Genomic DNA, 19,257 nt, shown 5'->3' with positions numbered 1-19,257 from the left:
GTGTGTTCCGTGCCTCAGTCGAGCTGTGGCAGGTTGTCTTTAAGAAAGATTTCGATGCGGATATGTTCCTGTCCTTGCACAATAGCGAGGCGGTCCGCTGTTGCTTTGAGAACGCGTATGGCACTGCGAATTTCATGTCCCGCATCCTGTGCCAATACAGCATGAACAAGACCATCTTTCAGAGCCTGCGATGTGACACCATCGCGTTCGTGGGCGATGACCAGGGGTCGATTGTCGTTTCGGGAAGCTGCGAGCGCGCGGACAAGACCGCTATTGCCTGCACCCAGGCTATAAATTCCTGCCACGTCTTTGTGCTTTTCAAGAAGCTCAAGCACGAGCTTTTCAACGCGCGCGCCTTCATCAAAGCCTTCGAGAACCGGCAGAATCTCGCGCCCTGAAAAGCCAGATTCCATTGCGCTTTTAAAGCCCTCAAAGCGCGCCAGATGGTCATGCACTTTCAGCGAGCCGGCGATAACTGCGATGGCGCCGCCGGTGCCGTTGGCAAACAGGCCCAGCAAATGCGCCGCTGTCCGCCCTGCCGCGCCATTATCAATGCCCACATAATGTGCCCGCGATGAGCGGTCGAGATCGGAAACCAGTGTTACAGTGTGGATGCCTAATTGGGTAAGCCGTGCGCAGGCCTCCCGCACCGGATCAGTATCGACTGCAACAAAGGCGACACCATCAGGTTTCCGCTCTGCGCTTTCATCCAAAGCCTTAATAAGTGCCGCTTCATTGAACGCCGGTACAAGCACGAGATTGATCAGAACACGCTCGGACAACCCCCGCTCTGTCGCCGCTTCAAGTTCTGCGCGCAGGCTCTGCATAAAGGTGTTTTCATTATCCGGCAAAATAAAATCGAACTGGTAGAGTCTACCCCGGGCGAGATTGGCGGCGCCCACATCACGAACATAGCCGAGCGTGTCCATCGCGGCTGTAACGCGGTCGCGAGTCTTTGCTCTGACGCCGGGACGGTCATTCAGCACACGGTCAACCGTGGCGAGACTGACGCCCGCTGTTCTGGCTATGTCATGCACTGTGGGTTTCATTCTCTCTCCTCGGGGCGGAACATAGGAGCTAAAATGAGGTACGTAAATCAAAAAATGCTTGCTATTCATTTTTCTTCACGTATCAATTGCATCCGAGGATGGGATCGTGTGCCTGAGCGCGCGGTTCTACTGGAGTGATCTTGGTGCAAAGCACCGCAGGGAGGATCAACCAGATAAAGAGTGAGCGCCTCTTTGGGGGTGGCTTTGTCGTGCCAGACTCCGGGGGCGGGTTCGTTCGGGGCGAGGTCATTTATCAACCGGCACAAAGCCGGCGGTGATTGGAGGAAACGTGCATGAAACGTCGTAATTTTCTAACAGGCGCGCTGGTGGCAGCAGCTCTCGGTATCGGTTCAATGGGTGCCGTGCCTGCTTATGCATCGCCGGAAAATCCGGTTATAGGCTTTTCTATTGACGATCTGCGCGTAGAGCGCTGGGCACGCGACCGCGATTATTTCATCGCAGCAGCAGAAAAGCTGGGTGCCAAGGTCAATGTTCAGTCGGCTGACGGAAACGAAGAGAAGCAGGTCAAGCAGGTCGAAAACCTGATCTCGCAGGGCGTAGATGCCATCGTGATCGTCCCGATGAATTCGAAGGTTTTTGATGCGGTCGTAGCCGACGCTAAGGCTTCGGGTATTAAGGTTCTTTCCTATGATCGCCTGATCCTGAATGCCGATATCGATGCTTACATTTCCTTCGACAATGAGCGCGTTGGTTTCATGCAGGCGGAAGCCGTGCTGAAGGCTAAGCCAGAAGGTAATTATTATCTGCTCGGCGGTTCGCCAACCGACAACAACGCGAAGCTGCTGCGTGCCGGTCAGGAAAAGGCGCTGAAGGAAGCCGTCGATTCCGGTAAGGTCAAGATCGTTGGTTCGCAGTGGGTCAAGGAATGGAGCCCGACTGAAGCGCTCTCCATCATGGAAAATGCTCTGACCGCTGCATCCAATAAGATTGATGCCGTTGTCGCTTCCAATGACGGCACCGCAGGCGGCGCAATTCAGGCGCTCGCAGCACAGGGTCTTGCAGGCAAGACTGCGGTTTCCGGTCAGGACAGCGATCTGGCAGCCGTTAAGCGTCTCGTCGACGGCACGCAGACCGTGACCGTTTACAAGCCGCTCAAGCTTATTGCTGAAGAAGCAGCAAAGCTTACCGTGCAGCTCGTCCGTGATGAAAAGCCGGAGTTCAACGGCAAGATCGACAACGGTTCGAAGGAAGTCGATACGCTTCTGCTGACGCCGACTGCCGTGACCAAGGACAATATCGACGTCTATGTGACCGACGGCTTCTACACCAAGGAACAGATTGAAGGGAAGTAAACCTTCCGTCTCGCGAACCTTAGAACGGGTTGTGGGGCCAGGTGTTGTAAGCTCTGCTTTTGCATCTGGCCTTACATAAATCTGGCAATCTTTTTCTGACAGCGCTGTCGGATGCGGATTTAAACGCCGGATATTTTGAAAAATACTGCAAGGTCGATATTGATGTCCGAATATCTTTTGGAAATGCGAAACATCGGTAAAGAGTTCAACGGCGTGAAGGCGCTGGATGGCATTTACCTGAAAGTGCGCGCGGGAGAATGTGTCGGGCTGTGCGGTGAAAACGGGGCGGGAAAATCCACCCTGATGAAAGTGCTTTCGGGTGTTTATCCCTATGGCACATGGACTGGCGAAATATTCTGGGAAGGCCGTGAACTTAGGGCGAGTGGCATTCGTGATACTGAAGCTGCGGGTATTGTCATCATCCATCAGGAGCTGATGATGGTGCCGCACCTCTCGGTCGCGGAGAATATCTTTCTCGGTTCTGAGCCGACGACTGGCGGTTTCATCGACTACGACCAGATGAATGCACGGGCGACCGAACTGCTCGCCCGTCTCAAGATAAATGATATCAATGTTGCATTGCCGGTTTATCATTACTCAGGCGGTAAGCAGCAGCTGATCGAGATCGCAAAGGCGATCAACAAGAATGCCAAGCTTCTAATCCTTGACGAGCCAACCTCGGCGCTGACTGCTTCAGAAACGCGGGTTCTGCTCGACCTGATCAAGGACTTCAAAGCGCAGGGCATGGCTTGTGTTTATATTTCTCACAAGCTTGATGAAGTGGCGGAGATCTCCGACACGGTGACGGTCATTCGCGATGGCGCGCATATCGCGACACGCCCTATGGCTGAACTCACAACGCCCGATATCATCACGATGATGGTTGGGCGGGAGATGAAAAACCTCTTCCCGCGCGAACCACACGACATTGGCGAGGTGATGTTTGAAGCCCGCAATGTAAGTTGCTGGGATGTGACCAATCCGGATCGTAAAGTAGTTGACAATGTTTCGTTCGCGCTAAGGCGCGGCGAGATACTGGGCATCGCGGGCCTTGTTGGTGCGGGGCGTACGGAACTCGTATCGAGCCTGTTTGGTGTCTGGCCGGGCGCCCATCAGGGGCGGGTTTTCCTCGAAGGCAAGGAAATCAAAATCCGAACGCCGCGCGATGCGGTGCGGCAGGGCATTTGCATGGTGCCTGAGGATCGCAAGCGCGATGGCATTCTGCCTATCATGCCAGTTGGCCATAATATGACGATTTCCGTGCTTGATCGCTTTTCGCTGCGCGGCCTTATCGATAAGGAATCTGAACTCGCGACTATCCAGCGTGAGATTTTGCGGCTCAAGGTCAAGACCGCTGATCCGATGTTGGCTATTGCCTCACTATCTGGCGGCAATCAGCAGAAAGCCGTGCTTTCAAAAATGATGCTGCCTGACCCGAAAGTGCTCATTCTGGATGAGCCGACACGCGGCGTTGATGTTGGTGCGAAGTACGAAATTTACAAGCTGATTTTCGCACTCGCCAAACAGGGCGTATCGATTTTGATGGTTTCGTCAGAAATGCCGGAAGTGCTTGGCATCAGTGATCGCGTGCTCGTCATTGGCGAGGGCAAATTGCGCGGTGACTTCCCGAATGAAAACCTCACCCAGGAGAAGGTTCTTGCCGCGGCGATTGGCAAGCCTGCAACCAATGCGGCCTAGTTTTTAAACATTGATCCGCAGCTAATCTAACTGGTGCATGACATGACGTTGACAGGCAAAAGCCTCAGAAAATTTCTCGCAGAATATAAGATCGTGGCGCTGCTGATTGTCGTCGCTTTGATCTGGGCATTCTTCGCCATCATGACTTACGATCCGGAAATGGGTCGGTCGCAGTTTCTGACGGCGCGCAATTTCTCCAATCTTCTGCGCCAGATGGCAATCACCGGCATGTTGGCCTCAGCCATGGTGTTCGTCATCGTGGCGGGTGAAATCGACCTTTCGGTGGGCGCTTTGCTGGGCCTGCTAGGCGGGGTCGCGGCGGTCCTCGATGTGGTCTATGGCTGGCCGCTGTGGGCCACGATCAGTACGGTTCTTTTGCTAGGGGTAGTCCTTGGCGGATTTAACGGCTGGCTGACCGCCTATCTCGGCATTCCGTCGTTCATTGTCACACTGGGCGGACAATTGGTGTTTCGCGGTATCGTGCTGGGCATTATGGGTGGTGTTACCATCGCGCCGATTTCGCCTGAGTTTAAATATATCGGTCAGGGTTATTTGCCCGGCTGGCTCGGCAATGTCTGTGCCATGGTGCTGTTTACAGTGCTCATCCTGATCACGCTCAGAACCCGTTCCAGCAAGCGCAAGCACAATCTGCAAACGCTGTCGCCGGCGATGGAAACCGCGCGTCTTCTTGGTACGGGTATTCTGATCCTTGGCTTTATTCTAATCCTCAACAGCTATCAGGGTGTGCCGGTTCCGGTTCTGGTGCTGCTGGTCATTCTCGGTGTCTTCACCGTCATTTCCCGTCAGACCGTTTTCGGGCGGCATATTTATGCGGTCGGCTCTAACCTTGAAGCCACGCGTTTTTCCGGCGTGAATGTGAACTTCGTCAAGATGGCCGTATTTGCGCTGATGGGACTGATGGCGGCTGTCGCAGGCCTCACCACGACTGCACGTCTTGCTGCTGGCACACCATCGGCAGGTTTTGGCGGTGAACTCGATGCCATCGCATCGTGCTTTATCGGCGGCACATCCATGCGTGGCGGCGTTGGATCCGTGATTGGCGCGCTGGTCGGAGCACTTATCATGTCGAGCCTCGACAATGGTATGTCGATGCTGGGCGTCGATACGTTCTGGCAGCAAATTATCAAGGGCAGCATTCTGGTGCTTGCGGTCTATCTCGATATCGTATCGTCAGGCACGCGGCGCGCTTGATGAGGGCGGGGGATGTCGCGCAAAACCTTCACTGGTTTTGCGCGACACGTTCTTAGTTTTTCTCGTCACCGCTTGTACGGCCAATGCTCAACAGCTGGTAGATAATCAGAGCGGCAAAAGTGGACGTGCCAATTCCACCCAGCGCGAAACTTCCAATGTTTACGGTGAAGTCACCGGCACCAAAGATGAGTGCTACGCCAACCGTGAAGAGATTGCGTGGATCTGCAAAGTTTACCTTGTTGACCACCCAGATGCGCGCCATTGCCGAAGCAATAAGACCGAAGACCGATACTGCCAGACCTGCCAGCACAGGGGCGGGGATTGTCTGCAGGATCGCACCAAACTTTGGCGACATGCCGAGCGCGATTGCCACGACAGCAGCGATCACAAAGATCAGCGTGGAATAAACTTTGGTCATTGCCATGACGCCAATGTTTTCAGCATAAGTGGTGACGCCTGTACCACCACCAGAACCGGAAATCATTGTGGCGATACCGTCACCCAGAAAGCCGCGGCCGATATAGCGGTCCATGTTCTGACCGGTGATGGAGCCAAGCGCTTTGATGTGACCAAGATTTTCAGCAACAAGCACGATGGCGACCGGCGCAATGAGTGTGATTGCAGGCCAGGTAAATACGGGTTTTGCGAAGGTTGGCAGGCCGAACCAAGGCGCCGCACTTACGGCTGCAAAGTTGATGCCTGGCACGAAACCCAGACCGTTGCCGAAAATTAGCACGAGGCAATAGCCGAACAGCAGCGCCAGCAAAACGGCAATGCGTTTGGTCGCAAGCGGACCATAGGCGGAAATCATCGCCATGCAGAGTACGGTCAGCATCGCAATGGTCATATGCGCGCCGGTGCCCTTGAGTTGACCAACGGCTACAGGGGCGAGGTTCAAACCGATTGCCACGCCAATCGCGCCGGTGACAGCCGGTGGCATGAGTTTTTCGACCCAGCCTGTACCCACTGCCATAACAATAAGCCCGATCACCGCATAAAGCGCGCCACAGGCGATGATGCCGCCAAGTGCAAGGCCGATGTTAGGATTGGGGCCGCTGCCGGAATAGCCGGTGACTGCAATCACCACCGCAATGAAAGCAAAGGACGAACCGAGATAGCTCGGCACGCGACCACCGGTCATCAGAAAGAACAGAAGCGTTCCAATGCCAGAGAAGAATACCGCAACATTCGGATCAAAGCCCATGAGCAAGGGAGCGACGATTGTGGAGCCGGACATGGCCAGCAAATGCTGGATGCCCATTGGTACGGCTGCTGCCGTTGGAAGCCGCTCATCGGGCAGCACGGTGCTGTTATTGGTTAGACGCCAATTCGGGAAATAGGACATGAACCCCTCATGATCAGATTTATCCAGAGGGACTTATCCGCAATCTGGTATGATCGCTAGCTTTTATGGGAAGAACAGTCGTTTTAACCAGTCATTTTTGACATAAGAAAAAGCCCTTGCAATTCGCAAGGGCCTTATCTTTTCAACATCAGAACTAAAACTTGTAGGCAATACCCATTCTAATTTCATTGGTGCGGAGGCGATTTGTCTCTTTCGCATTACCAAAATCAAGGCTTTCTGTTCGATTGCCAAAGTCTGTAAAGCGATACTCAACCCTCAATATGACATTGTCAGTAGCGGCATAATCGACGCCAGCACCGAGTGTATAACCTGCTCGCCAACTTTTCTGGCTATATTTGCCGTCGAAGTCTTCTTCCGGTTCTACGAATGTCGCTTTGGTACTCTGGTTGACCAATCCAAAAGCAACGCCACCCGTTACAAAAGGAAGAAAGCGATCAACTGCGTAGCCAGCACGGGCACGAACAGAGCCTGACCAATCGAGCGTTTCACTAAACTTCGCCGTACCGTAATCGTTCGTTACAGTTTGATTGCCTTTCATCCGAGTATAGACTGCGTCTGCTTCAAGACCCAGTATGGCGTTCCCTCCCATATCGAAGTTGTAGCCCCCGTATACGCCTCCCAGAAAACCCTTTGATTTGGGTGTTATAGTTGCCTGTACGCCCGGTATGCTTTCACCATCTTCGTCCACGAATGGAGAAGAAGACACGCTGTTCTTTGGGTTTGCCCAGCCATAACCAACCTGACCGCCAAGATAACCACCTGCCCAGCTAAACGGAGCTACAACAAGTGTTGGCTCGAACGATGAGACGACATCGGCAGCGTAAGCAGAGGAGAATGGAACTGTCGAGAGAAGTGACAATACAATAATAGTCTTAATTTTCATAGTTACCCCAATAAAGTATTCAATGAGGCCTCAATAATGTATTGTATTATAATTAAAAATAGCAAATATTAGCTAGCTATCTATTTTATTGCGTATGTTTTAGAATAAAGTAATGTATTGAATGTTCAGGATGGCAAGTCATTTGCCATCCTGCAGTCGCGATTTTAGTTCACAGTTTGCAATATTGAATTGCTGTCAGATGCGATGCTTCTATTTGTATCAATCGCAGGCGAAATTTTATTGGCGAAATATATGTAGTGAAAAGCGTCGGTCCTTCCGCCGATCAAACAAATGTCTTGCCTGCTCCAATGCCAACTTAACTTGCTGAGCTTTTTCTCAAACTCCAGCGAAGCATTGGCCGACCAGAAACTCGTGATGCCTGTTGGCGTTAATGCGCGTTTGATAGCCGTCAAGCCGCAGCCGTCATAGATCGCATTGTTTTCACGTCTGACCAGAAACTCCGGTCCATTATCAGTATCCATTAAGATCAGATCATATGTGAACTCGTGCTGCCGTAATGTCTCCATAACGTCGCCAATGTGAATTTTCACCCGATTATCCTGAAGTGGAAAACCTGCAAGAGAACCAATCACGGAACGGTTCCAGTCGACGATTTCAGGTACAAATTCGCAAACCGTCACCTCAGTATCGTTGGGCAAATAGTTGAGGGCAGCACGAAGTGTAAAGCCCATGCCAAGCCCGCCAATGAGAACTTTTTTCGGTGTGCGGCCCAGTAGCCTCAACGACCTTTCAGCGAGTATTGTTTCTGATTGGAAATTAATGTTCGACATCAACTCGATGCCGTTATAACGAATTTCGTAGATATCGTTTCTTCGGCGCAATAGTATTTCGTCGCCAGCATTATTGCTGGCGCGTGCCAACTCGGTCCAGATTGACATAATAAATCCCAAACGTTGACGCTGCCGGTCACCCAGCAGGACTTTTCGCATTCATTGTGAAAGGGATTGGGGTCGCTGCGGGATTAAACGCGCAGCAACCCAATGGCATCGTCCGATCTGGCATCCATTATAAGAGGAAAGGCAGACTCATCATTCGACACACCAAGCAAAAGCAGTATTTTTCGAAAGTTGATCGTCATATCCTCAGGCAGAGTTAATTATCGCAATGGATCGGTGAGTTACTGTCTCTAGGAAATGGTGGGGCTTTTTGCAAGCTTATCATGCTGATGACATTAAAGGTTGAGCTGGCTTGCCTGCTGACGCGAGCTGCGTGAAGCTGACGTATCCCAATTTTCTCTAAGTCGTATTATGGACAATGGACGCAGCGGGAAGGCAGCGCTTCTGGACTATTCACGTTGTCGGCGGTCAACTTCCTTCGAGTAATGATAAGCTCAATGCCAAAAAATTTGTGGCAAGCGCACAGAACGTCAATTGTCTGCGTTCACTAGCCGAATTGGTACTCTGGTAATGGAGAGCACTCAATAAGTGAGATAACTTCTGGAGAGAAGCTGCTAAGTTAGAGGACCAATAACCAGGATCCCTATTTCAGCATTACACGCAGCAATGCCTCGATGATCGAATGCTTGTATCGAATGTAGAGCCTTGGTATTCCATAGGGATCATCATCTGGCTTGGAACTCCTGCTTACAGTCGCAACCGCGCTCTTATATCCGGCATCTTGTACCATTTCTCGATGGATCGGTTTGTTCCCACCATACGGATAACAAAAATTGGTTACCTCGCTACCGAGCATATCCTCTAATGCGCGTTTGGATTCTGCAATTTGACGGCGCGCTTCGATTTCAGGCGTTTCCGGTAAAAGCACATGATCGAGTGTATGAGCTCCGACTTCGTGACCTAAGTCTGCCCATTCGCGCAATTGGGATACGCTCATGCAGGCTGTGTTGGGTATGCCTTCTTTGCTGTCCCAAACGTTGCTCCCACCGATCTGGTTTGAAACAAAGTAGTTCGTGGCTGTAAAGCCGCAATCGGCGAGAACCGGAGCTGCATTCTCGAGTGTGTTCAAGAAACCGTCGTCGAACGTTATCACGACCACTTTGCCTTGCTTTTCTCCTCGCAAGTAAGGCCAAGCATCGCGAACAGAAAGACCTTTATAACCAAGAAATTTTAGCGCCCGCATTTGCTTTCGAAAACTATCGGGGTGCACAAAAAGCCCTTGATAAGGTGCTTTTCTTTCGGGCAGCGCTGCTATCTGATGATAGAGAAGTACGGGAACCGACATAAAACCTCGATTGTACAAAATTTCTTTCCGTGGCAAATGTAGCCACACATTTAATAGGTTCAAACTTTATGAAGAGCTATATTGTCAATCTTGATCGTGCGCCAGAACGTATGACACGCATGGCGCAAATTTTAAGATCCCAAGCTATCGAATTTGAACGATTTTCAGCAATTGATGGGCGAACTTTTACCCCAACCGACATTGAGAATTATAGGAAACAGCGCCAGCAAGGTAAGCCCATGACGACTGGCGAAATTGCTTGCGCTGAGTCTCACTTGGCTATTTTCAGGATGATCGTAGAGCGCGAAGACGATTATGCTGTTGTCATGGAAGATGATTTGCATTTGTCCGCTGATGCTGGACGTTTTCTCAATTCGGCGGATTGGATTCCACATGGAGCGGAACTCATCAAGCTCGAAACTGTCGGTGAACCGACGATTATAAAAACCAAAACTATTAGTCTCGATAATGATCGAAAACTGGTACAGCTAGCCCATAAACACTGGGGGTCCGGGGCCTATGTAATCAGTAGGGATGCCGCGCGCAGAGTCCTTAGAGATTATGTGGCCGGGCTAACACCGATCGATGACTACCTGTTTGACCCCACTGTAAATGATTTTAAGCTTTGGCAAATGTGTCCCGCAATTGCCGTACAGGATATCATTCTCATAAATGGTGCCACACCAGAGATAAGCTATTTGGCGAGCGAAATTGAAGACGGGCGCAAGGATGCGTTAACTTCCAAAAGTAAAAAAGTTGGATTTTTTGCGGTAGTAAAACGTGAGACGCTTCGTTTCGTGCGCAAAACACGTCGTCGGATACACACCTTTTGGGGCATCCGCATATCTCGTAAAATTAAGCGCACGGTTATTATGTTCAAGGTTTAGTTTCGCACCTTCTTGGAACGAATTAATTTTAAGCACCTGCCTTCGGCTGGCTTTTTTAAAGATACGACATAATGAGCCGCGGGCACGTTGCGGGACTGGTTGGTCTTAAGGTGTTTAGGATACGATCCCGGTGCGGTACATTTTCCAAACTGTCGACGATATGCCCGGCCCTTCAGGCTTGGGTGCAACTGGCCCGTCTGTTCTCAACTTCACACATCCGCAGAGCGGACCTTCACGGTCTGATAGCTTGGCTATTTCTCTTTCTTACCTTGATCATAATGCCATTTGATGGCGAAGAACATACCCGTGCCTAACACGAGAACCTTGAATGTAACGAAGACTACAATGAACCAATCCATCTGAATATTTCCAGGCTGCTATCTATTATGAGGGGTATTACCTCAAAATTGCTGATTCAACAGCTTCAAATTTTGTTGAACCTATAATGCAGCCACAGTCGCGGGACTTTCTTGCCAAAAGAAAAGCCCCGGGGCAGCCGGTGGCCGTTCCGAGGCTACGCCTGATCGATTGTCACACCTCACCGACGCCCAAGCATCATCTCACATTCTGTTTCGACGGCAAGGTTCTTTCCATTCAAAGCTTTGAGATGGTAGCTTTTTGAGAAAGCGGTTATCGCACTTCAAGAACCTCGCCGCTCCGCCTGTCGATGACTACGCGCATATCGTTGTCGCGGCGATCAATGCCGCGGATAACATAAACGCCTCGACGACGAGACACGCTTTCTACTTCATCCATTCCTTCGTCGCGAGCAATTCGCGTTGCGCGACGCTCACTTATTTCGTCGCGATCAGAACGGCGATCACGTTCCATTTGGCGGTTCCCATCAGGATTTACTCGGATACCGTTTGGACCCAGCTCGATACTTTGCGCATTTGCTGAAACTGTGAAGGCGAAAGCCGAAATAGCCACCGCTGCGATTGCTGCAAACTTGTACATGGCACATATCCAATCTTGGTTTCGCGCCCGCCATTGAACTGAACACATTCAACTGCAGGTGGTTCCGGATGTTGCGGTCAACTCAGCTAACACGCAAAATATCTCGTGAACTATGTGCCACCCTTGCCACAGACATTCAAAGTAACCATTCAATGAACCGGATATGCGTCTTTCAAATGCGATGGGTACCAAAGATTCGACCGTCATTTGAGGTGACCTTTTTGTCGACAGGAAAATCAATGGCACGGCATATCAAGGCACCAGGGCTTTCACTGAACCAAGTAGCGGGAATGTCTCACAACAATTTTTAATAAAAGTTCATTCCTGTTTGGCCATTGCTAACTAAAGCGCCAGTTGCAGGAGTTCCAAAGAATGGTGAAGCTAAATTTGTAACGGTTATGTCCAAGTATAAAACCTTAAACGCTTCCTTGTTAAAGCCTTATCTGAAGCTCTGCTCATTTACGGAGATCGCCGCAAATTATTGGCGATGCTTCTTATGCATATTACTGGGAGAGATGAGCATGTTGTATGGATTTGCCGGGGTTTTTTGTAAGTATTTGTAATTACAGGGAATCCATTTGCGGCAAAACGTGGCATGAAAACGGCTCTTCACAGAGTGTTTAATTTATCTAAATCGTTGATCTTATTGAAGAAAGTTTTGGCCGGGGAACCTGGATTCGAACTAGGACTAACGGAGTCAGGGCCCCAGCCAGTCTATTGATTATATATAATCATTTTCTAAAATGAAGCATTCCACGCCCTTTGTGAATCAATGGTTTAGCTGCGAAATGCAAACCAATTTACAGCAGTTTCATCCGATTGGTTAATGTCTAAATGCTTGTTTAACTCGGGTTGATTGAACCTCAACTAACGACTTCTAAGTGGACATTCGAGCTCGTCGGACTTCAGGACTTCAGGACTTCAGGAGCCCGAGATCGATCAGGCTCTGAGCGGAGGCGATGATTGCTTCTTCGCGTGAGCGTGGCTTCCAGCCCAGCAGCCGCTCGGCCTTCTTGCCGCTCGCGTTCATGTCGTAGCCGAGCAGGGATGCCGGCATTTTAAGCGCGGGGTTCGTCTCTGCCATTTTGCGCACCTGGTTGTCAGGCAAAACCGTGGTCGATACCTTGTCGGCGGCCTTGCCGAGGCGATCCTTCAACAATTGTGCTATCTCGACCATCAGCATCGCTTCGCCCACGGTAGCAAGGAATCTCTGGCCCTTGGCGGCCGGGTCTCTCATGGCACGCAAATGCAGGTCGGCAACGTCTCGGACATCGACACAGCAGGAATTGACATTGAGGCAACCGGGCTGACCTTCCAACATGTTGGTGATGAGCCGAATTGAGTGCGAATAGTCTGCTCCCAGCGCCGGGCCATAGACAGCGGTCGGGTTCACTGCCGCCAATTCCAGCCCGCTGCCTTCCTTCTCGATGAAATCCCACGAAGCAAGCTCGGCCAGCGTTTTCGAGATTTGGTACGGCGCGACATTGCCATCCAGATTGCTCCAGTCGGTTTCGTCGAAAGGACGGCGATGGTCTGGCCCGTGGCCGACGCCAATGGCACCGAAGGCAGATGTCAGCACGACGCGCTTCATGCCGGCATCGCGGGCCGCGCGCAACACTCGCAGATTGCCGTTTACGGCAGGCTGCACCCAATCCTCCAATTTGACTTGGTCGCCCGACGGCGTCGGCGATGCGCCATGCATGGCGTAGCTACAACCATCGGCAGCTTCGGCCCAGCCAATGTCGCTGGAGAGGTCGGCTACCACGAAACTCAGGCGATCGCCAGCATCGACGCCGCCAACTTTGAGGTGCTCGCGAACCTCGGCTTCGCGCCCGAGCGAACGCACGGTCGTACGCACTTTGTATCCGGCGTTGAGTAGCGCAATCATGCAATATTGCGCGATGAAGCCAGTGCCGCCGGTCACGAGTACAGTTTCGCCAGCTATGTTGTCTTCCTTCTGATTAATTGGTTGATGAGAGGGTACGGCCGCGCCCCTGGACTGTAAATGCTTGAAAGTCCGTATTGCTTGCGCGATAGTACGGAAATGAGCATTGATCCCTTTTCCGATATTCTGCGGCTGACCAGCGCCGAGGCGGTCATGACTGGCGGGTTCAGCGCCGGCTGCGACGACTGGGCAATCAGCTTTCCCGCCAAGGACAAGATCAAGTTCTTTGCCATTGTGACGGGAAGTTGTTGGTTGCTTCTCGAAGGAGAACCGGAACCGATCTTGTTCGAGACAGGCGATGTTGGTCTGCTTGCGGCGCGGCGGTCTTTTGTGGTGACGAACCGTCCCGGCGTTGGACCTATCGATGCAATGAGCCTGTTTTCCGCGCCGGATTGTACGACAGTCAAGCTCGGTAAAGGCGATGCATTTTCCTATATCGGCGGCCATGTGACGGTTGATCCAACGCGCGGCCGGCTGCTGTCAGAAATCCTGCCCGTGTGGATCCATTCACGCGCAGCGGCGCCGGAGACGGCGACCTTCCGTTGGCTGATTGACAGACTGGTGGTCGAAAAGGATACAGCGCTGCATGGTTCGCAGCTTGCCTCGGCGCAGCTCACGCAACTGCTATTCATTCAGATATTACGCTCGCATTTGAACTCATCGAGCCACATGCCCCCAGGCTGGCTGCGGGCGCTGGCCGATCCGCGTGTCGCGCCGGCGTTGCGCCTTATGCATGGCCACCCAGATCGCGCATGGCATTTGGAGGAGCTCGCCCGCTCATGCGCGATGTCGCGGACGTCTTTCGCACTCCATTTCCGCAACGTCGCTGGCGTCGCCCCGCTTACGTATCTGGCCGAATGGCGCATGCGGCTGGCCGAACGCGCGCTTCGCGAAGAAAAGACGCCCGTAGCAAGCGTTGCCCGGTCGCTTGGCTACACATCCGAAAGTGCGTTCAGCAATGCCTTCAAGCGTATCATCGGCATCTCGCCGACGGCCTACCGTACATCGCTGAATGTGCCTGGGATGCAGGTCACCTAAAATGATTGAGAGATAAGGTTAAGTCTGGGAGCCTTTGTCCGCTTTCCACCAATTTTCAGTCACGAGCAGATCAATCCAATAATGCTGCGCAAAAGCGGTGGCAAGCAACTGATGCCAAAAGGTTTGGAAAATGTACCGTTGTTCTGAGATAACACGATAACAAAAACAGTGAGTTATACGGATAAAAAATTGTGGTTTGCACATTTTACAAACCGAAACAGCTCAAGATCTAGTCTAAAATCTGGAAAAACCTAATGAAATCGAATGGCTGGGGAACCTGGATTCGAACCAGGACTAACGGAGTCAGAGTCCGTGGGTCTACCGTTAACCTATTCCCCAGCAGGGTCACGTATCAGTGTTGTTTCTGAGGCGTGATTTCGACGGAAGCTGTTGCTTCGTTCGTCGGTGGCCACCATCTAGCGAACTCAAACGATGAGCGCAAGCCCTTCTTTTAAAAAATGTGGCAAATTCTGCTATTTCTTTGTTGCGCCCGGAAAGTATTGGCTTTGCATCGCAAATTGCCAAGTGCGCGCATAAAAAAAGCCCGGCAGCAGAGGTGCGGCCGGGCAAGGAGCAGGCTGGCCGAGAGGGGACCCGGCCTGTGAAGGTGGCGCCTGCCAGATGTCAATCAACAGATGTGGCGGGTCGCCTCCACGCGCAAGCGTGCATCTGCAAGGGCGGCCAGAACGCGCGTCGGATCTTCCGCGCTGCGTTTGTGAACAGCCGTGTAGAGGTCTCCACTCTGAAGCCCGATATCCTTGAGCAAGTAGCTATCGAGTTCATTGAGATGAAGTACATGACGCCGGTTTCGGAATAGCGTCCAGCGACGCATAACCGACGTAAACACGGATTTTACCACTTGCTTGAGCACGGAGGTCAGTGTGCTCGAAGCCGGTAAATGTGTCATGGTGGTCTTGCTTATCGCTGTCATTGCCGCTCTCCTTTAAGCGCGCTTCGTCAAATTGTTTCTATCGTCAGGTCATTCGCTTTCGCGTCTCCATTCTCTGCGACACCGGCTTTATCCAATAATGGAATTGATTGTTCCAACGAATGTTTTTAATGTAACAGTTCAATAATAGTGATGGATGGTTTTGATGAGTGCGCCTTTGGATCTGGACCAGTTGCAGACCTTCATTGCCATTGCCGATACAGGTAGTTTTACCAAAGCGGCGGACGCTGTTTTTAAAACACAGTCTGCGGTTTCCATGCAGATGCGCCGCCTTGAGGAACGTATCGGAAAGTCACTCTTTGAACGTGATGGACGCATCAACCGCCTGACCGAAGACGGCGAAAGGCTGCTGCTTTATGCGCGCCGCATGTTGTTGCTGAATGGCGAAACCATCGCGGCCTTTGATGATACGCAACTGGAAGGCCATGTGCGTATCGGCACGCCCGACGATTATGCAGATCGGTTTCTGCCTGAAATCATGGCACGTTTTGCGCGGTCTAACCCGCGTGTCGAACTTTCGGTTGTTTGCGAGCCGACAGTTAATCTCGATGAAATGATCCGTCGTGGAACGCTCGACATCGCTCTTGTGACGCAGTGCGATGATAAGCGCCGGTCTGAAGTTGTGCGCACCGAGCCGCTTTTGTGGGTGACGTCGGCCAATCACGCGGTACATGAAGAAGCGGTGCTTCCGCTCGCTGTCGGACGACCGACTTGCATCTGGCGCCATGCAGCGATCGATGTTCTGGAACAGGTAGAACGCGATTATAGGATTATTATTACGAGCTGGTCTGCGACTGTTTTGGCAGCAGCCGTTCTTTCGGGGCTTGCGGTTTCGGTGTTGCCGGAGTGCGCGCTACGGCCTGGAATGCGCGTTTTGGGTGAAGCGGATGGTTTTGGCGCCCTACCGGAGTTTGGCATTGGCATCATGCGTGGACATACCAAGCAGAACGCGATTGTTGACGCGCTGGCGCAGCATATCATTGAAAGCCTTGATAATATTTCATCGCCGGCACCGGCTGCACTTGCTTCGGCTGAAATTTCAGCCTTTCCGTCCATTCGGACGCGGCGCGTGCGCAGCAACGAATTGTTGCCTGGCTGGTGACGGTGCATAAGATACAGGGTGACGTCTTGACCAGTTGACCGGAGGGGGTCGCTGGGTGCCTATGATGGGATGAGCATGGGTTCCGATTCTATACCAAGCGGTACCGCTTCAAATGTAGCGGAATACAGCGTTTCCGAGATTTCCGGCGCTTTGAAGCGTACGGTCGAGGATACGTTTTCGCATGTGCGCGTGCGCGGCGAGATTTCCGGCTATCGTGGTCCGCATTCGTCGGGGCATGCCTATTTTGCATTGAAGGATGACCGGTCGCGGCTTGAGGCTGTGATTTGGCGTGGATCGATGGGGCGTTTACGCTTCCGCCCTGAAGAGGGGATGGAAGTCATTGCTACGGGCAAACTGACGACTTATCCGGGCTCTTCCAAATATCAAATCGTCATCGAACAGATGGAGCCTGCGGGCGCTGGCGCGCTGATGGCACTGCTTGAAGAGCGCAAGCGCAGGCTGGCCGCCGAAGGCCTGTTTGATCCGGCGGCCAAGCAACTATTGCCTTTCATGCCGCGGGTTATTGGTGTTGTCACATCGCCAACAGGGGCGGTAATCCGCGATATTATTCACCGCATTTCGGATCGTTATCCGCTGCATGTGATTGTCTGGCCGGTGCGTGTGCAGGGCGAGACAAGCGGAGCGGAAGTGGCTGCAGCGGTGGAAGGTTTCAACGCGCTGGCCGAAGACGGTGCAATTACTCGTCCCGATGTGTTGATTGTGGCGCGTGGCGGGGGCAGTCTTGAAGACCTCTGGGGCTTCAATGATGAGATTGTCGTGCGGGCTGTTGCGGCTTCGCATATTCCGGTGATTTCGGCTGTCGGCCATGAAACGGATTGGACGCTGATTGATCTGGCTGCCGATGTGCGCGCGCCAACGCCGACTGGTGCGGCTGAAATGGCTGTGCCGGTCAAAGCCGATCTGGTTGCAACTGTTGCAACGCAATCGGCGCGTCTGGCGTCTGCCATGTCGCGGTTTATTGACCTGAAGCGTCAGGCGCATCGTGCGGCGAGCCGGGCATTGCCTTCGGCCGATCAGTTGCTGGCATTGCCACGGCGCCGTTTTGATGAAGCCGCTTCGCGGCTAACGCGGGCCTTGTTTGTGAATACACAAAAGAAGCGTGTTCATTTTGAGGGTCGCGCACGTCAGTTGTCGCCGCGCTTGCTGCAACGTGGGTTCGAGGAACAGAAGCGTCACATGAAGCTGCTCGGACAACGCCTGCCGCGTGCGCTTGAAGCGTTTTTGCGCGAACGCCGTACGTTGCTTGCAAGACGTTCCGACCGGCTGACGCCAGAGCCTTTATTGCGGCGTACGACACTTGCGAAAAGCGCAATCGAACAGCTTGATCGGCGTCGTGATCAGGCGATTAATATCCTGTTTGAGCGCACAAAAAGGCGTGGTCAGGAATTGGAACGCCTGATGCGGACACTGTCTTATGAAAGTGTTCTTGATCGCGGCTTTGCGGTTGTTTTTGATGCCGATGGCAAGCCGATCAAACTAGCCGCAAGCGTTTCTGAAGGCGACGCTTTATCGATCCGCTTCCGTGATGGAGATGTTTCGGCAACGGCGGGACATGGTCCCGAGACAGCATCACCGAAAGGCGCGACGCGCAAGGCGCCATCGTCTGGTCCAGGCGGGCAGGGATCGCTATTTTAGCAACACATGCCCTTTGATCGCTTCATCATCACTCAAGATAACGCGTAAGTTGCAGATTACGTTGTTTTCTTAAGGCTCACTTAAGTTTGGTCTCTTCTTTCTCGGCACACATTCGCTGACATGCATTCGTAGTGGGAAGGCATGTGGCTTCAAGTCGTGCAAATGAAAGAGTTTTTGGATGTCGCGTAAATTTTCTGAAGGCAGTGGTGTGCCGCTGCTGCCCAAGGGTGTCACAAGTCGCCGTGCATTTCTGATCGGTGCGAGTGCTGTCGCACTTTCGGGTTGCGTTTCAACGGCCCAGCAGGCCACGCCTGCTAAAGTTGCTGCCGCGCCTGCACCGGTGCGCGCCGTGCCGCCAATGTATGAGGCAATGCCCTATGAGCAGTTTCCGCTCCCTGCGGTGAATGTTGCCAAAGTCGATCCGAAATTCTGGCGGCAGGAAGTCGATTATCCGACCAGTGAGAAGGTCGGCACCGTCATAGTCGATACGCCGAACAAATATCTCTATCATGTGCGCAGCAATGGCCGCGCCATGCGTTACGGCATCGGTGTAGGGCGCGATGGTTTCTCGTGGGCAGGGCGAGCGATTATTGCTTATAAGCGTCAGTGGCCACGCTGGACGCCGCCGGATGAAATGGTTGCGCGCCAGCCTGCGCTTCAACCTTATAGCATTGCCAATGGCGGTATGCCTCCGGGCCTGAAGAATCCGCTTGGTGCCCGCGCGCTATATATCCACAAGGATGGGCGAGACACGATCTATCGTCTTCACGGCTCGTCGGAAGAATGGAGCATCGGCAAGGCGGTATCGTCGGGCTGTATCCGACTGCTCAATCAGGATGTCATCGACCTTTACAACAACGTGCGCGATGGCAGTACGATTGTCGTTATCCCTGATCCGAGCAAGGGAACGCAGGTTTCTGCTTAACGAACAAAAGGCGCGGATTTCCGCGCCTTTTGCTTATTTGAAGTGAGTCTAGCGCATTCCGAAAACCGCTTCGCA

Annotated in this window: 16 protein-coding genes and 1 tRNA gene; 8 read left to right on the top strand and 9 right to left on the bottom strand. The window is 52.5% G+C overall.

The features are described 5' to 3' along the window. Nucleotides 1–14: 14 nt before the first annotated feature. Nucleotides 15–1,049, bottom strand: a complete 1,035-nt coding sequence (locus CEV34_RS18340; protein WP_007877825.1) for a LacI family DNA-binding transcriptional regulator — start codon at nt 1,047–1,049, stop codon at nt 15–17. Between the two features lie 293 nt (nt 1,050–1,342). Between CEV34_RS18340 and xylF the strand changes: the two genes are divergently transcribed. The 3 genes from xylF (at nt 1,343) to CEV34_RS18325 (ending at nt 5,272) form a co-directional block, all read left to right on the top strand. Next, entirely contained in the window at nt 1,343–2,362 is a 1,020-nt protein-coding gene (xylF, locus tag CEV34_RS18335; protein ID WP_007877826.1) for a D-xylose ABC transporter substrate-binding protein, read from the top strand. A gap of 162 nt (nt 2,363–2,524) precedes the next feature. Then, on the top strand, nt 2,525–4,060 hold the full coding sequence (locus CEV34_RS18330) for a xylose ABC transporter ATP-binding protein (RefSeq protein ID WP_094544211.1): 1,536 nt from the start codon (nt 2,525–2,527) through the stop codon (nt 4,058–4,060). A gap of 42 nt (nt 4,061–4,102) precedes the next feature. Beyond that, a complete protein-coding gene (locus CEV34_RS18325) occupies nt 4,103–5,272 on the top strand; it encodes a sugar ABC transporter permease (protein ID WP_007877828.1) in 1,170 nt (389 codons plus the stop codon). A 52-nt stretch (nt 5,273–5,324) separates the two neighbouring features. On the opposite strand, the gene CEV34_RS18320 is transcribed toward CEV34_RS18325, so the two are convergent. From CEV34_RS18320 to CEV34_RS18305, 4 genes are all read right to left on the bottom strand, one after another. Then, a complete protein-coding gene (locus CEV34_RS18320; protein WP_007877829.1) occupies nt 5,325–6,617 on the bottom strand; it encodes a solute carrier family 23 protein in 1,293 nt (430 codons plus the stop codon). A gap of 154 nt (nt 6,618–6,771) precedes the next feature. Next, entirely contained in the window at nt 6,772–7,521 is a 750-nt protein-coding gene (locus CEV34_RS18315; protein ID WP_094544210.1) for an outer membrane protein, read from the bottom strand. Between the two features lie 164 nt (nt 7,522–7,685). Beyond that, nucleotides 7,686–8,420 (bottom strand): spermidine synthase, encoded by a 735-nt coding sequence (locus CEV34_RS18310; protein ID WP_007877831.1) that lies wholly within the window; start codon nt 8,418–8,420, stop codon nt 7,686–7,688. A gap of 601 nt (nt 8,421–9,021) precedes the next feature. Continuing rightward, entirely contained in the window at nt 9,022–9,723 is a 702-nt protein-coding gene (locus CEV34_RS18305) for a polysaccharide deacetylase family protein (protein ID WP_007877832.1), read from the bottom strand. A 68-nt stretch (nt 9,724–9,791) separates the two neighbouring features. On the opposite strand from CEV34_RS18305, the gene CEV34_RS18300 reads away from it, so the two are divergent. Next, a complete protein-coding gene (locus CEV34_RS18300; protein ID WP_051063961.1) occupies nt 9,792–10,610 on the top strand; it encodes a glycosyltransferase family 25 protein in 819 nt (272 codons plus the stop codon). Nucleotides 10,611–11,240: 630 nt separating this feature from the next. Here CEV34_RS18300 and CEV34_RS18290 read toward each other — a convergent pair. Together CEV34_RS18290 and CEV34_RS18285 are read right to left on the bottom strand one after the other, a co-directional pair. Then, nucleotides 11,241–11,567 (bottom strand): hypothetical protein, encoded by a 327-nt coding sequence (locus CEV34_RS18290; protein WP_007877844.1) that lies wholly within the window; start codon nt 11,565–11,567, stop codon nt 11,241–11,243. Nucleotides 11,568–12,480: 913 nt separating this feature from the next. Beyond that, nucleotides 12,481–13,512, bottom strand: a complete 1,032-nt coding sequence (locus CEV34_RS18285; RefSeq protein ID WP_039860474.1) for an SDR family oxidoreductase — start codon at nt 13,510–13,512, stop codon at nt 12,481–12,483. 60 nt (nt 13,513–13,572) lie between these two features. Here CEV34_RS18285 and CEV34_RS18280 point away from each other — a divergent pair, with 60 nt between their 5' ends. Continuing rightward, entirely contained in the window at nt 13,573–14,550 is a 978-nt protein-coding gene (locus tag CEV34_RS18280; RefSeq protein ID WP_039860416.1) for an AraC family transcriptional regulator, read from the top strand. Nucleotides 14,551–14,815: 265 nt separating this feature from the next. Here CEV34_RS18280 and CEV34_RS18275 read toward each other — a convergent pair. After that, nucleotides 14,816–14,889 (bottom strand) — tRNA-Gln (locus CEV34_RS18275). Between the two features lie 289 nt (nt 14,890–15,178). Then, nucleotides 15,179–15,481 carry a DUF1127 domain-containing protein gene (locus tag CEV34_RS18270; protein ID WP_007877979.1) on the bottom strand — a complete coding sequence of 101 codons (303 nt, stop codon included), beginning with the start codon at nt 15,479–15,481 and terminating at the stop codon, nt 15,179–15,181. A gap of 163 nt (nt 15,482–15,644) precedes the next feature. Between CEV34_RS18270 and CEV34_RS18265 the strand changes: the two genes are divergently transcribed. The 3 genes from CEV34_RS18265 (at nt 15,645) to CEV34_RS18255 (ending at nt 19,182) form a co-directional block, all read left to right on the top strand. Next, nucleotides 15,645–16,601 carry a LysR substrate-binding domain-containing protein gene (locus tag CEV34_RS18265; RefSeq protein ID WP_007877980.1) on the top strand — a complete coding sequence of 319 codons (957 nt, stop codon included), beginning with the start codon at nt 15,645–15,647 and terminating at the stop codon, nt 16,599–16,601. Nucleotides 16,602–16,676: 75 nt separating this feature from the next. After that, nucleotides 16,677–18,257, top strand: coding sequence for an exodeoxyribonuclease VII large subunit (xseA, locus tag CEV34_RS18260; RefSeq protein WP_007877981.1), 1,581 nt, complete (start codon nt 16,677–16,679; stop codon nt 18,255–18,257). Nucleotides 18,258–18,435: 178 nt separating this feature from the next. Next, a complete protein-coding gene (locus tag CEV34_RS18255; RefSeq protein ID WP_007877982.1) occupies nt 18,436–19,182 on the top strand; it encodes a L,D-transpeptidase in 747 nt (248 codons plus the stop codon). The last annotated feature ends 75 nt before the right edge of the window (nt 19,183–19,257 follow it).

The organism is Brucella pseudogrignonensis, from assembly GCF_002252525.1.
Taxonomy (GTDB): Bacteria; Pseudomonadota; Alphaproteobacteria; order Rhizobiales; family Rhizobiaceae; genus Brucella; species Brucella pseudogrignonensis.
Note: the sequence above shows the minus strand (reverse complement) of the source record. Positions and strands in the feature narration are given on the sequence as shown.